We start from the raw sequence: 15,191 nt of genomic DNA on the forward strand, positions 1-15,191 counted from the left end.
TAGTGATAAAGTAATATTTTGTAAATTATGTGGCTAATCATTATCAAACCAACAATATAATAGTATGCTCGAAGAATTTTTGCATTATTTATGGCAGTATAAGATGTATAATAACATCCCACTAAAAACTCAATGTGGCTTAAATATTGAAGTTATCAATACTGGAGAGCCCAACGCAAATGCTGGCCCGGATTTTTTTAATGCCAAGATAAAGATTGGGGAAACCCTTTGGGCAGGCAATGTGGAAGTACATACATATGCCTCCGACTGGACAGAACACAATCATCAAAAAGATAAGGCTTACGATAATGTAATTTTACACGTGGTAGAATACGATGATGTTAAAATTGCCAGAACCAACGGACAGGATATTCCGGTATTGAAAATCTCATATCCGCCCAGCTTGTTCAGTGAATATTTGCAACTTAAAAACAGTCAACATTGGCTTGGCTGTGCCGATAAACTTAAAGAAGTAAACTCATTTGAAATTTCCTTGTGGCTTCAGCGTATCCTGGTGGAACGGTTGGAGCATAAAATAATCGATATTCAGCGTATCTTAAAAAAAACCACCCAAAATTGGGATGAAACATTTTATAGATTACTCTTCCGCAGTTTTGGTTTTGGCGTTAATGGCGACCCATTTGAACTTCTGGCACAATCTTTACCATTAAATATATTGCTTAAATATAGTGATTGCCGGCAATTGGTAGAGGCGTTATTGTTTGGGCAAGCCGGATTTTTGGTGGAAGCCAAAGAGGATGGGTATATCAATAACTTGGTGAGAGATTACGAATTTTTAAAAAACAAACACAATCTTCATCCAATTGAGAACCACTTGTGGAAATTTTTGAGATTGCGACCTTCCAATTTCCCAACTATCCGACTAGCTCAACTTTCCTCTTTACTGATAAAATTAAAGGGCGTGTTCGGGCTACTGATAAATGAGCCAGATATTAAAGTAGTTGAAGAAATCATGGAAGTGGGTGTATCGGAATATTGGCAACATCATTATACGATTCAAAAAAAATCTGCTAAAAGAAATAAGAATTTAGGTGCCAATTCAAAAAATCTAATTATTATTAATACTATTGTGCCATATTTGTTTGCCTATGGTAAAATGGGCGGAGATGACGGGTATGTACAAAAAGCATTGGACTGGTTGTCTATGATAAAACCTGAAAAAAATGCTTTGTTGGAGAAGTGGGAAGAGCAGGAAATTTTGGCGAATAATGCCGGAGATTCACAAGCTTTAATATATTTGTCGAATAATTATTGCAAATTGAAGAAATGCTTGAGATGTAGAATCGGGCACAAGGTTTTGGCAATAAAAAACAACGAGTGAAGCAATTAACACCATATTTAGAAAATTTTAGAACCATAGCATACGGGGTAACGGCATTACTTCTAATTGTTTTGATAGGAAGTGTCGGTTTTATAATGATCGAAAATTATTCGTTCGTCGACGCCTTGTATATGACCATGATTACTGTTTCAACCGTTGGTTTTAGGGAAGTATTTCCACTGTCGGATGGAGGTAAGCTTTTCACGGTCCTGCTTATTATATTTAGTTTAGGTATATTTGGTTATGTTATTACTTCTGTTACCCGCTTGGTGGTAGAAGGCGCATTGCAACAATCGTATAAACATTATCAGTTGAAGAAGAAGATAGTAAAACTCGAAGACCATATTATCGTATGCGGATACGGTAGGAACGGTTATCAGGCCTGCGTCGAATTAAAGGAGCATGGCGAAAAGTTCGTGATTTTGGAAAAGCGCGACAATGTGGTGGCCAGGATACTTGAAGATCCATCGTTGCTTTATGTGCAAGGCGATGCGAGTTCCGAGGAGGTGCTGGATGTGGCACAGATTCGAAGGGCGAAGGCTTTAATTACTGCACTTCCAAACGATGCTGATAATATGTTTGTGGTGCTTACGGCTCGGGAAATGAACCCCAAGCTCAAGATCATCAGCCGGGCCAGCGATTTTAGATCCGATGTTAAATTACGCCACGCCGGTGCAACCAACGTAATTATGCCCGACAGGATTGGGGGTCAGCGTATGGCAAAGCTGGTAACGCAGCCCGATGTGGTTGAGTTTATTGAGTATATCTTGTTGCAAAAAAGTAAAGAGGTTAAGCTAACAGAGATCGAATGTGAACTGATGGACCCTGTTAACGAAAGTAAAACCATTCAGGAGTTGAACTTGCGCAAAAAGACGGGAGCAAATTTGATGGGACTCAAGACTCCGGAAGGGACATATATTTATAATCCATCACCGCAAATTAAAATTTCGCCCGAAGATAAATTATTTGTTTTGGGCACTGATGAGCAGGTGGAGCAGTTTAAAGAGGTTTTAAAAGACAGCAGATTATAAAAAAACATCGAAATTGATTAATATTAAATCTTGAAACAGGGCGGGTTCGTTTTGTGTTTTTGAGGCCAAAATAACAAGCAGTTTAAACTTTGGCTTTATTTTTGATTCAACCTTGTTTAAAGAATACTAACCAAAAATGTTCATTATGAAATTGAAACAAACAATTGGACTTGGCGCTCTTGCAGTATGCCTGACGTTTGGAGCTTATAGCTGTAAATCAAAAGAAAAAATAGCTACAAACAGCGAAGTAGGTGAGATCTTAGAAGATATGCCTTGCGAAAAGAACGGTAGGTCGGATAAAAACTATTTTAGGGCTTTCTCAATGGCCACAAGTAGCGATTTAAGCCTTTCTAAAGAGAAAGCTTTGTTATTGGCTAAGCAGCGGTTGGTAACTTTGATTCAATCGAACACCAAATCGGTTACCGACCGTTATGTAAATGAACGTGAGGTTGGTTCAGCCGCTGAATTTGAGCAAAAGTTTGAGAACTTAACTCGCGAAGTGGCTGATGAAACCATCAGTAATATTGTTGTTGCTTGTGAAAAATCCAGCGTTTTACCGGATAAAAAGTATCGTTCATTTGTTGCTATCGAGGTTGAAAAAGAAGAGTTACTGAACTCAATGAACAATCGTATCTCAAAGGATGCTAAGTTGCAAGTTGACTACGATAAGAAAAAGTACGAAGAAATATTCAACCAGGAAATGGAAAAAATGGCCGAAGAAAGAGGCTATTGATTTTCTGCTTTAAAAAATAAAAAAGGTCGTTCATTTATTGGACGGCCTTTTTTTATGGTGTAAAATGTAATACGACTTAGCTATGAAAATTACATATCGCAATAATTGGGTAAAATAAACTCATAGCAGGGTAATTTACCTTAATTTTGTTCGTTCATATTCACTTTAATTTGTATGGATGAAAAATATAGATGGCCACATCAAAATATAGATAAAGGAATATACAATATGGAATTTGCATTTTTACCAATTGCACTAATATTATTCGTAGTTATTTTTCGAGCATATATAGGATTAGGAATGGAGATGATGGCTCCATTGAAAAGGGAAGCCTGGTGATTGGTTCATTCTATAAGAGTGTTGCTTAGCAACTCTAAAAAGAATTAATGGGGATACATCTAGAATATAAAAGAGTGGTTTTAATTTTTTAATGGACACTAATGACAAATCATATTACTAATCTCCTCAATTTGCTCAAAGGATAATTCTGTTGATTTTGAAATAACTTCAATGGAAACACCATTATTAAACTAGCTTTTTAGCAATAATTATAACACGAAAAACGCAAAAGACAAAGACGAAAATGGTATTCAGGTTTTTTAGTGCTTCTACTAACTTTAGTGGTTGAGTAGCAATAACTATTCTTTTTAGTAAGATTTAAAAGTTGTAATGGCGATTTTATGATTATAGGCCCCAAAAGTTGTGATGTTGTTTTTGCCAAAAAAGCAAGGGCTAAAGCCCTTAAAATAGGCGAATTGTCCGATTCTCAAGCAGGGTTGAAGTGATACAAGAGCTTTGTAAATTCAATATTGTTAAAATAACAAGGTGCCAAACATGAGATTTTTTCAATTAACGATTGTTCTTATTCTAGGGACGTTTGTATGTCGTGATGGCTTTGTCCATTTAAAATTTGAAAAACACGACTTCTGTTTCTTGTTTTGTAACAAAAAATCCTTTGTTTTGTAGCCTCAAAAATAAAAACAGGTTATGATAGGAAAATATATTCGATTGATTGTTGCTGTTGTATTGTGTGCTGCATCTGTACTTCTTTTTATGAACGGTTTTATAACGTGGGGTGTTGTTGTATCCTTTCTTTCCGCCTTGTTCGTGTTGTTTCACTTTAAAAACGAGATGAATCTTTTGGCATTTTATTTTGTACGCAAAAATAAGTTTGCCAAAGCCGAGATGATTTTAAGTACCGTAAAACATCCAGAAAGGATGATTAAGGGTCAGGAAGCATATTTCTATTTTCTTTCCGGGTTAACCGAAGCGCAAAAGGGGCAACGAGGTTCAAAGTCCGAAAAACTATTAAAGAAAGCACTTTCTACAGGGTTAAGAATGAAGAACGACCAGGCCATGGCTAAACTGAATTTGTCGGGATATTACCTGTCGCAAAGAAATAAGAAGCTGGCCACTTACTATCTAAAAGAAACCAAAAAGCTGGATACAAGAAAAATGCTCTCTGCCCAGATCAAGGAAGTAGAAGGCATGATGAAGCGTATTTGAGAAGAAAGTTTGGTGAAGTGTTGTTTTTTAAGGTAACCCCCTTTTTTAAGGTTGTCTCCAATAAATATGTAATGACTTAAGTAGTCATCGTGTAAATTAATCATACGCAACCGTCGTGCGGTTGCAGTCGTCGCACGGCTAGAATGGGACGGGTATTTGGGTATCAAGCCATTCCATAAAGTTATAGGTTCTATTACCCAGAATTTGTTTTTGAATCTCTTTTGATTTCTGCTCGCAGACGGAACTTGGCGTCTTGTTTTTGTGATAGGCAAAGTCGAACCCTCTGTTTTTTATTTGAAACACGCTTAATGCAAACCCTATTACAAATACAGCCAGGCTAGTCTTTTTAGCGAGACTTCTTATCTTTTTGCCTAAAAAAAGAAGCGCGGTATTCATTAAAACTACAGTTGTTACAATTAAAAATACATCATAGTTGTTCCACCACCATATTTCCCCCAATCCACCTATATAGTTTTTAGAAGGCCACCAGAATGCAACACCGCCCCAGCCACCGCCGGGAGTAGCCATATCCTCTAATATATGAATAATATATCCACCTGTAAATGCAATTACATAGGGTAAGGTCGATTTAAAGTTTGTGGAAGACTTAATGGGCAGTTTGGAGAGGATTATAATGCATCCCAGTAATAGTCCAAACAGTACGGCAGCAAAAAGGGAATGAAAGAATGCATGATGCGAGTACCATAGTTTAGCACCAAAAGCCTCTCTTCCTGTCCATTCCAATCCAAACCACCTGCCAAAAGTGCCATCAAAACCACTCCACATGGTTATTACATCAATATCGGGGAAAGCACCTGCAATGGTACCAGCCGTTAATATCCCCATTTTTTTGTATACGGAACCATTTATTTGATTAGCTACCAGGGCTCCAACTGCCATCCCGGATAAAGTATGTGTAAGAATATCCATATATTAATTTAAAAGATAAAGATACTTAAATCTTAAAATATTCGGATGGTAATCTTTTTTTGCTTATCAATTATTATAAAGAAATGGAATTATATAGTTTTTTAATATTCCCCCTATATAGTTGGCATTTATACCCTACGTTTTTCTTTCAGCTAATTATTGTCAAAAAAAAGCGCTTGCCTTAATTCGTTTTTTTTAAATGTCCAGTTTTTGAATAGTAATTACACACCTCTAATCTAGTTGCTTAAGCTTAGCTTTACAAAACCTTAAAATTACACTTGAAAATTCACATCAATCATATAAATCTTATCTGAAAAAATGAAATTATTGATATAAATTTTATAAAAATGAAACTGAAAAATACGTTAACAACCCTGATAGTAACAGGACTAATGATGGTAAATGTCAGCGTCAACGCTTCAAAACCGGTAAAACCAAACATCATAGTTATTTACCTGGATGATCTTGGTTATGGTGATTTAAGTGCTTACGGAGCAACAGAACTAAAAACACCAAATATGGATGCGATTGCCAACGAGGGGGTTCGTTTTACAGAAGGTTATGCAACATCAGCCACTTGTACACCGAGTAGATATGGTATGCTCACAGGTGTTTACCCCTGGAGGAATGAAAAAGCCAGAATCCTGCCCGGTTCAGCTCCCTTGATTATCTCCACAAAGCAAGAAACATTGCCTAAAATGCTGAAAAGGGCAGGTTATCAAACAGCGGTGATTGGGAAATGGCATTTAGGCCTCGGAGATGGAAACCTCGATTGGAACGGACACATCACCCCTGGACCAAATGAAGTGGGTTTTGATGAAGCATACATTTTGGCGGCAACCCAGGACCGCGTACCAACCGTTTATATAGACAATGGATATATTGACGGGCTGGACGCTAAAGATCCTATTTACGTCAACTACAAGAAGAACTTCGATGGTCAACCAACCGGGAAAGACAATCCTGAATTAACTACCATGAAATGGCATCACGGACATAATTGTAGTATTGTCAATGGTATACCGCGTATGGGTTATATGAAAGGTGGCAAATCAGCTATTTGGACCGATGTTGATATGGCAGATCATTTTCTGGATAAAGTAAAGTCCTATGTTCACGACCATAAAGAAAAGCCATTCTTTTTATATTATGCACTTCAACAACCGCACGTACCGCGCACACCTCATCCGCGTTTTGTGGGGAAATCAGGCATGGGCCCTCGTGGCGATGTAATTCTGGAGGCGGATTGGTGTATTGGAGAGTTTATGAAAACTTTGGAAGAAGAAGGAGTTCTCGAAAATACTTTGATTGTTTTCTCCAGTGACAATGGCCCTGTTTTAAACGATGGTTATTATGATGACGCAGTAGAAAAACTGGGCAATCATACGCCAGGAGGAATGCTAAGAGGTGGAAAATACTCTATGTTCGAAGCAGGTCCTCGTGTTCCTTTCATGACCTATTGGAAAGGAACCATTAAGCCGGGTGTTTCCGATGCTCTGGTTTGTCAGGTTGATTTGTTGGCATCGTTGGCAAAGATGGTTGGCGTTGAAGCTGAAGAAAATGATAGTGAGGATATATTATCTGCCCTTTTAGGAAAAAGTAATAAAGGAAGAAAGAATTTGATTGTTGAAGCCAATGGAAAAACGGCTTACAGAACGGGCGACTGGGCTATGATTCCTGCTTATGAAGGAAGTCCTATGAGTTGGAAGTCAGGTAATGAAACCGCTATTGCACCTGAATTTCAGTTGTACAACCTTAAAAAAGATATTGGCCAGAAAAACAACTTGGCAAAGTCAAATCCGGAAGTACTTCAAAAACTAATTGCAGAATTTGAAGAAATCAGAGGTAAAGAATACGGCGGATTGAAGAAGTAATTAGCGGATAACTTTTAGCTAGTAGCATGTAGCTTAAGGTTGTTAATTTTGATAAGTGTTTTTTCAAATGGTAAACTCAACCCTGAAAGGGTTTAATCTGAATAACCCTGGGTTTTAACCCAGGGTATAGTCGATGTAATAAATCCGACGCATCACTATGGTAATAGTATGTATATAACAACTTTGCGTCGGAAACTTGACAAAGTCAATTCGAAGGTAACTTTTTTATACATATAATCAACCAATTAAAAATATGAACTACAAATCTTTAAAATACAACATTTACTTTCTGTTGGCTTTGCTTACGGGAATCCTCTTCTCATGTAGCACACAAGAGTCTTCAATAGAAAGAGAAGCAGACTTCAACTTCGGTTGGAAATTTCAATTACAAAAAGACACATCTGAACTTATGGAAGTGCCTTTGGCTGACACGGATTGGCGCGATGTTCGTCTGCCTCACGATTGGAGTATAGAGGCTTCTTTCGACTCTACTTTAGAAGGTTGTGTAGGGTATTTACCTGGTGGCGTGGGAGTTTATCAAAAGCTTTTTAAAACAACCAATAAAAAGGACGCAAAAAGTACTTTTGTATTGTTCGATGGGGTATACAATAATGCCAGGTTTTGGTTGAATGGAGAATATCTGGGAGAGAATCCTTATGGTTACTCACCCGTATATTTCAATTTGACGGATGTTCTAAATGAGGTAGGAGAGGATAATATACTCACGGTCCACGTGGATCACTCTCGTTTTGCGGATAGCAGATGGTATACCGGAAGCGGAATCTACCGTAACGTAAAACTGATTACTGTTGATAAATTGCACATTCCGATATGGGGTACATTTGTAACTACTCCCGAAGTTACTGATGCAGAAGCAACAGTGAATATCGAAGTTAAAGTGGAGAACGAATTGGCTGTTGAGCGTCCATTTACTTTATCCACAGTTATTCTGGATGCTTCAGGAAATCCGGTAGCCACAACCGAAGAAAAACTTTCGATAAAGAATAAAACAAATAGAGCATTCAATCAGGAATTGGTCGTTGGTAATCCAAAGCTTTGGGATACGGATAACCCGAATATGTACAAGGCCATAACTACAATTGTAGTCGATGGTAAAAAGGTGGACGAGTATATAACACCATTTGGCATTAGAAGCTTGCGGTTTGACAAGGATAAAGGGTTCTTTCTGAATGAAAAATCCACCTATGTAAAAGGAGTTTGCTTGCATCATGATGGAGGATTAGTTGGTGTGGCTGTTCCCAAAGGAGTTTGGCGTCGTCGTTTCGAAAAACTAAAAGAGGCTGGGGTCAATGCCATTCGTACATCGCATAATCCTTTCTCCGATGAGTTTTTGGACCTATGTGATGAGATGGGGTTTCTGGTACAGGACGAGATTTTTGACGAGATGGATAATCCTAAGGATAAGCGCTTTAACTTGAACGAACGCGAGGTGCTTTACCATACCAGAGGGTATACCGAACACTTTCAGGAATGGGGGGAGAGCGATTTGAAAAGAACAATGTTAAGAGATAGAAACCACCCTTCTGTATTTCAATGGAGTATTGGTAACGAGATAGAGTGGACCTATAAGGACTACAAACACGTGAGTGGATTGTGGGATCCGGGTGCAGGAGGCTATTGGAACGCTATACCTAAGCTAACCCCGGAGGAGATGAAAGCCCGTTATGATGCACTTCCGGATAGGCAATACAAACTTGCGGAAACCGCAAAAAGATTATCGAAGTGGGTCAAAGAAATAGATACTACACGTCCGGTTACAGCCAACCTGATTATACCAGTAGCCAGTTGTGCCACCGGATATGCAGAGGCCTTAGATGTAGTTGGTTTTAGTTACCAGATTAAACAATACGATTGGTGTAAAAAACACTATCCGGATATGTTGTTCACAGGGTCGGAGAATTCAGGTTATTTGAGCGAATGGAAATCAATTACCGATAATCCTATGGTATTTAGTATGTACATGTGGACAGGTATTGATTATATTGGAGAATCGAACCTAAAATGGCCTCAAAAAGCATGGCCCGGTGATCTGTTGGATTTGGCAGGTTTCGAAAAAGCGGGTTGGAATCACTTTAAGAGCATTTGGACTGATGAACCATTCATAGCTATTCAAACGCATGCTTTAAGCGACTCTAAGTTTAAAGTGGATAATAAATCAGGAAAAGTTGTTCCTAAAGGAAAGAAAGAAGTCAATTGGCAAAACTTCCTTTCCGAAAAGCATTGGAATTATAAGGACGATGAGACGGTAATCGTTGAAGTAGTTACCAATCTTCCTGAGGCGGAACTCCTCTTAAATGGAAAATCATTGGGCAGTGTTAAATTAGCTGATTGCGAAGATAATATTATGCGCTGGGCGGTTCCTTATGAAGCAGGGAAATTAGAAGCAAAAGCGGTTGCCAAAGATATTGATATAGTTGCCGAACTTAAGTCAGCTTCGGAAGCGGCAAACATTGTAGTTACAGCTGATAAAACCGTGTTAAATCCTGATGGTTACGATGTAAGTCATGTGGTTGTTCAATTGGTTGATAAAGATGGAATTCCTGTAAAAACAAGGGAGCAGGAAGTTGTATTTGAAGTTGAAGGTGACGTTCGTTTATTAGGGGTTGATAATGGTTGGAACAAAAGTACCCAGGATTATCAGGCTAATAAGGTAGTTACACATCTGGGAAGGTGCATGGCCATAATTCAATCCAACACAAATACCGGAACGGTTAACATAAAAGTAAGCTCTAATGGATTGGAGAGTCAAACAGTTGCTGTTGATATTAATTAGAAGTCAATGCTAATTATTTAAAAGTTATGAAACGACCATTAACTTTATTCATCATAAAGTACACACAGGGTGATGATTAAAAAAGTTAATGCGAGTTCCTGAATGTGCAGAAATTTTTGGCACATATTATTAACAACAAAAATTTTTAACAGATGAAAAGTAAATTCGCAGTACTGGTTTTTTTGTGCTTTGGTCTTATAATAAACGCTCAAACCCCACCGTATTCCACGCCCGAGATTGACAACAAAGTGGATGCCCTGATGGCTAATATGAGTTTGGACGAAAAGTTAGCTCAAATCATGGGTACTCGACTAAGAGATATTATGGAAGATGGTAAAATATCTTTGGTAAAATGTCGCGAGCATATCCCATATGGAATAGGGCATTTTTGTCAGTTTTCTTCCGGTCAGGAATTGGAACCTGAAGAGCTGAGAGATATGGTCAGGGAAGTACAAAACTATCTCATGACCGAAACCAGGTTAAAGATACCTGCCATCTTTCACGAGGAAGCCATTACTGGGTTTGCTACTTTGGGGGCAACCACCTTTCCACAACAAATTGGAGTGGGCTGTACCTGGAATCCTGATTTAGTGAAAAAGAACACCCGTTCTACGGCTCAAAGTATGCGTGCTGCCGGCGCAACTTTTGCATTATCTCCCATGCTCGATTTAAGCCGTACTGCACACTTTAATCGTCATCAGGAGAGTTATGGTGAAGATGCTTACCTAACTTCCCGTATGGGAGTGGCATTTGTACAAGGTTTGCAAGGTGATGACTTTAAAACAGGTGTAGCCGCAACCGTAAAACACTTTGCTGGTTATGGTACAAAAAACAACAATTCAAAAATGTTGTACGAAGAGTACTTGATGCCTCATGAAGCTTGTTTTAAAGTGGCAGGCGCAAAGAGTGTAATGCCTTCTTACGGTGTGTACAAAGCTTTGCCTGTAGCTGCCAGCCCAACCATGCTCGATCAGGTTTTGCGCAGGGATGCGGGTTTTGACGGATTGGTTGTTAGTGATTATGGCGCGATCAACCTGCTATTAAAAAAATATAAAGTGGCTAAAGACAGCACAATGGCTGCAGCTTTGGCTTTGAATGCAGGAATGGATATTGAGCTTTCTTCGCCATCGATGTTTCCTAAATTAAAAGAAGCCTTGCAACAAGAAGTGGTTACAGAAGAGCTCATCAATGGAGCTGTAAAGCGATCTTTGATTATGAAAGCCAAACTTGGCTTGTTAGACGAAAATCCGGTTTTCGGAAAAGATGGTGACTTGGATTTTGATCCACCTGCGTTTAGAAAGCTGGCCTATGAAACTGCTTGTCAGTCTATCGTGTTGTTAAAGAACAATGGTGTTCTACCCTTAAAAAAGGATGTAAAGAAAATCGCCTTGGTGGGACCGAATGCTGCTACCGTGCATGGTCTGTTAGGAGATTATACCTACCAGGGTATGCGTGCCTTCTGGAAACAATCGGATTTTGATGCTAATAACCCAAAGCTGATTACAGTGATGGATGGTTTACAGCGCAAACTGGACAAAAGTGTTACGCTGTTGCACGAAAGAGGTTGTGACTGGAGTGCTGCTTTAGAAGCTCAGATTGACAAGAGTGGGTTTGGAGATAGCCGTATCGATAAATTAAAACTGTTAACCGTAAAAGATACACCGCAGCCCGATCTTCAAAATGCATTGAAGATAGCAAAGGAAAGCGATGTGATTATTGCAGTTATGGGGGAGAATCTCTCGTTAAACGGAGAAGGAAGGTGGAGAAAGGGCATCCGGTTACCCGGAGAGCAAGAAGCATTTGTTGAAAAACTAATCGCCACAGGAAAGCCAGTTGTTTTGGTCATGTTAAGCGGTCGTCAAGAGGTGATCAGTAAGTTCTCCGATAAATGTGCTGCCATTTTACAAGCGTGGTTTCCTGGCGAAGAAGGCGGAAATGCTGTAGCCGATATCCTATTGGGCAATGTAAATCCATCCGGCAAGCTTTGTGTATCGTACCCACGTACCGAAGAAAAAGTAGAGATCAACTATCAAGACGGCGATAATGAGGCGTTGATTCAGTATCCTTTTGGTTATGGGTTATCCTACACAAAATATGAGTACAGTGATTTTAAAATGAGAAACAAGGTTAAAATTGATGATGAGCGCTTCTCGGTTTCTTGTAAAGTAAAAAATACAGGTTTTATGGATGGGACAGAGGTGGTGCAGTTGTATGTGTCTCCAAAAAATGCTTATTCAACCATGAAACCTATTCTATTGAAAGGTTTTCAGCGCGTATCATTAAAAGCTGGAGAAGAGAAAACGATTACTTTCAAAGTATCTCCTCAGCAGTTGGTTGAGTACAAAAATAATCAATGGATTATTGAAGCGGGGAATTATGAGTTCAAAGTGGGAGCCTCATGTGCAGATATTCGTTTAAAAGGAGATATTAACCTTAAAGGCGATGATTTAATTCTTGAAAAAGGAAGAGAAGTGTTTTTCACTGATAATAGGGTGAAGTAATGCAGAAATGGCATATCTAATTATTATCTACTTTTAATTTACACCTTTAAAAATATCATATACACCCTGCTCAACATGATGAACAGGTTTAACTTAGCTGAAATAAATTTTGCTAAATTTTAAACAGATGAGAGATTGTAACGGAATTACACACATTTTATTATCAATATTTTTTGCTGGTGTTTTATGCACATTACCGACAAACACATCTGCACAGAAAAAGAACATCGTTTTTCTTTTTGCCGATGATGCGGGCTACCACGATTTTGGTTTCCAGGGGAGTAAAACCTTTAAAACACCGAATCTCGACAAGTTGGCTTCGGAAGGTGTTAAGTTTAAACAGGCCTATACAACGGCAGCGGTATGCGGCCCCTCAAGGGCCGGTTTGTTGACAGGAATGTACCAGCAACGTTTCGGGATTGAGGAGAACAATGTACCGGGCTATATGAGTTCTTCTTCAAAGTTGTTAGCCGATGAAATGGGATTGCCGTTACATCTTAAAACGATAGCGGATTACTTACATCCGTTAGGGTATCAATCAATCATCCTTGGCAAATGGCACTTGGGAAATGCCGATAAGTTTCATCCTTTAAAAAGAGGGTTTGATGAGTTTTATGGTTTTAGAGGTGGGGCAAGAAGCTTTCTTCCTTTAACCCAAAAGCAAGCTATCGACAAATTGGAGGACAGACTTGAAAAAGGGTTTGAGAACTACAAAGAACCGGACAAATACCTTACCTATGACCTAGCCGATGAGGCGTGCGACTTTATGGAGAGGAACAAGAAGAAACCGTTTTTTATGTATGTGTCTTTTAATGCCGTACATACACCACTTCAGGCCACTAAAGAAGATCTGGCTAAAGTTGAGGGATTAACAGGAAAACGAAAGATATTGGCCGCTATGACCATAGCTATGGATCGGGCGTGCGGACAAATCCTGGAAAAATTGAAACAACTGGGTTTGGAAGAGAATACGCTTGTTGTTTTTACCAATGATAACGGAGGGCCTGATGGTTCTATGACGTGTAATTACCCTTTGAGTGGTTGTAAGTCCAATCATCTCGAAGGTGGTATCAGGGTACCCTGTGTGATGAAGCTGCCTAATGTAATTAAAGCAGGTTCTGAGTATAAACATTCGGTTAGTATGCTCGATATGTTACCTACGTTTGTGAATGCGGCAGGTGGCGATGCTTCTAAAATTAAAGGATTGGATGGGGTAGATCTATTGCCTTATGTTACAGCTGAAAACAAAGCTGAACCACATGAGTTATTATTCTGGAAAAAGGAAAATAGGGGCGTGGTGCGTCAAGGAGACTGGAAACTGCTTCGTTATCCGGACAGACCCGCAGAACTTTATAATATTGCAAAAGACGAAACAGAAAGCAATAACCTGGCCTACAAGCATCCTGAAAAGGTGCGTGAAATGTTTAAATTGTTGTGGGAGTGGGAAGGTGAACTGGAACGTCCACTTTGGCAACTAAAACGTGTTTATGAAGTGAATGCCATGAAACGTATGGATGTCAAGAGAACGCCGGTTTTGGATCAGGTGGAATAAGAAGAGCATATGACTTATCATGTAACTTGGGAGTGAAAGTAGGCGTACAAAGGCCAACATCAAACCCATTTTACGACGAAGTAGTTGAAGAGCTCGGGCCTAAAAAAATAGAAAGTTAAATCAAGGGAAGTGGAAAAAGCACCTGTTTCAAGTTTTAAAAAATGATTTTATAGTTGTTATGAAATTGTTATCAGCAACTATAAGAACTCAGCGTATCAATGAAAATAGTAAAAAATACTTTTTAATTTCTTTACAAAAAGAAGAAATTAAAAGGAAGAACTAAGTTGATTTGGATTTCTATTTTGATAACGTTAACATTTAACCCGCCATATGCATTAGAAATTCTATGACACATTGAAATTACTTTAAAACAAGACACTTCGTTGCATCACTTCAACTCACCAGAACGATGCTCGCAAATGTAATCGGGACAAGTTATGCCTCGTTTCAGTAATGCCTTGTTTTATTGTACTTGCAATGCTCATGACGAACCTCCAATACATAATCCGGGTTTAATGTACTTTCTGTTTTGCCAACACCATTAACTTGGATGTAATAAATGCCATATAATCAGTAGAATTGCGTTTGTTTTTTGGAATCATCCAACCAACTATCTTATATAAGTTGGGATTTATATTTATTCAGATAATGCGAGAGGAAGCACCTTTTTTTACCAATCCTTCTCCACATTCCTGCACTTGTATTTTTTCTTTTTGCGCGACTCATTGTTTTTGCGTTCCTGGTTTAACCCGCAATATGCATTAGAAATTCTATAACCCATTGAAATTACTTTACAACAAGGCACTTCGTTGCATCACTTCAACTCACCGGATCGATGCTCCCGAAAGTAATCCATAGCCGTTAACTTAAGGGAACCTATTGGTACAAAAACACATACGCAGACGGACTTCCCCAATGAGGAAGTTTA

General features: G+C 38.8%; 9 protein-coding genes. 8 read left to right on the top strand and 1 reads right to left on the bottom strand.

What is annotated here, in order from left to right:
* Positions 1-64 precede the first annotated feature (64 nt).
* The 4 genes from ACRD64_RS19190 (at position 65) to ACRD64_RS19205 (ending at position 4,612) form a co-directional block, all read left to right on the top strand.
* Complete coding sequence (locus tag ACRD64_RS19190; RefSeq protein WP_430935083.1) at positions 65-1,342, top strand: DUF2851 family protein; 1,278 nt, start codon at positions 65-67, stop codon at positions 1,340-1,342.
* Complete coding sequence (locus ACRD64_RS19195; protein WP_430935084.1) at positions 1,339-2,373, top strand: potassium channel family protein; 1,035 nt, start codon at positions 1,339-1,341, stop codon at positions 2,371-2,373. Before ACRD64_RS19190 ends, ACRD64_RS19195 begins: the two co-directional genes overlap by 4 nt.
* Before the next feature lie 145 nt (positions 2,374-2,518).
* Positions 2,519-3,106, top strand: a complete 588-nt coding sequence (locus tag ACRD64_RS19200) for a hypothetical protein (RefSeq protein ID WP_430935085.1) — start codon at positions 2,519-2,521, stop codon at positions 3,104-3,106.
* Between the two features lie 987 nt (positions 3,107-4,093).
* Entirely contained in the window at positions 4,094-4,612 is a 519-nt protein-coding gene (locus ACRD64_RS19205; protein ID WP_430935086.1) for a hypothetical protein, read from the top strand.
* A gap of 138 nt (positions 4,613-4,750) precedes the next feature.
* On the opposite strand, the gene ACRD64_RS19210 is transcribed toward ACRD64_RS19205, so the two are convergent.
* The gene (locus ACRD64_RS19210) at positions 4,751-5,542 is read right to left on the bottom strand and encodes a metal-dependent hydrolase (protein ID WP_430935087.1); all 792 of its coding nucleotides are present in this window, start codon (positions 5,540-5,542) and stop codon (positions 4,751-4,753) included.
* 347 nt (positions 5,543-5,889) lie between these two features.
* On the opposite strand from ACRD64_RS19210, the gene ACRD64_RS19215 reads away from it, so the two are divergent.
* The 4 genes from ACRD64_RS19215 to ACRD64_RS19230 all read left to right on the top strand — a co-directional run bounded on the left by ACRD64_RS19215 (position 5,890) and on the right by ACRD64_RS19230 (position 14,263).
* Positions 5,890-7,416: a sulfatase family protein gene (locus ACRD64_RS19215; RefSeq protein ID WP_430935088.1), complete on the top strand. Its 1,527-nt coding sequence runs from the start codon at positions 5,890-5,892 to the stop codon at positions 7,414-7,416.
* Positions 7,417-7,669: 253 nt separating this feature from the next.
* Entirely contained in the window at positions 7,670-10,210 is a 2,541-nt protein-coding gene (locus ACRD64_RS19220) for a glycoside hydrolase family 2 TIM barrel-domain containing protein (protein WP_430935089.1), read from the top strand.
* Positions 10,211-10,362: 152 nt separating this feature from the next.
* A complete protein-coding gene (locus tag ACRD64_RS19225; protein WP_430935090.1) occupies positions 10,363-12,711 on the top strand; it encodes a glycoside hydrolase family 3 N-terminal domain-containing protein in 2,349 nt (782 codons plus the stop codon).
* A gap of 127 nt (positions 12,712-12,838) precedes the next feature.
* The gene (locus tag ACRD64_RS19230; RefSeq protein WP_430935091.1) at positions 12,839-14,263 is read left to right on the top strand and encodes a sulfatase; all 1,425 of its coding nucleotides are present in this window, start codon (positions 12,839-12,841) and stop codon (positions 14,261-14,263) included.
* Positions 14,264-15,191: the final 928 nt, after the last annotated feature.

Origin of the sequence: Saccharicrinis sp. 156 (assembly GCF_050589685.1) — a bacterium.
Classification (GTDB): Bacteria; Bacteroidota; Bacteroidia; order Bacteroidales; family Marinilabiliaceae; genus Saccharicrinis.

Excerpts from the sequence above, each read along its gene's own strand:
- ACRD64_RS19190 (WP_430935083.1), top strand. The coding sequence starts at position 65 with ATGCTCGAAGAATTTTTGCATTATTTATGGCAGTATAAGATGTATAAT.
- ACRD64_RS19200 (WP_430935085.1), top strand. The coding sequence starts at position 2,519 with ATGAAATTGAAACAAACAATTGGACTTGGCGCTCTTGCAGTATGCCTG.
- ACRD64_RS19205 (WP_430935086.1), top strand. The coding sequence starts at position 4,094 with ATGATAGGAAAATATATTCGATTGATTGTTGCTGTTGTATTGTGTGCT.
- ACRD64_RS19210 (WP_430935087.1), bottom strand. The coding sequence starts at position 5,542 with ATGGATATTCTTACACATACTTTATCCGGGATGGCAGTTGGAGCCCTG.
- ACRD64_RS19215 (WP_430935088.1), top strand. The coding sequence starts at position 5,890 with ATGAAACTGAAAAATACGTTAACAACCCTGATAGTAACAGGACTAATG.
- ACRD64_RS19220 (WP_430935089.1), top strand. The coding sequence starts at position 7,670 with ATGAACTACAAATCTTTAAAATACAACATTTACTTTCTGTTGGCTTTG.
- ACRD64_RS19225 (WP_430935090.1), top strand. The coding sequence starts at position 10,363 with ATGAAAAGTAAATTCGCAGTACTGGTTTTTTTGTGCTTTGGTCTTATA.
- ACRD64_RS19230 (WP_430935091.1), top strand. The coding sequence starts at position 12,839 with ATGAGAGATTGTAACGGAATTACACACATTTTATTATCAATATTTTTT.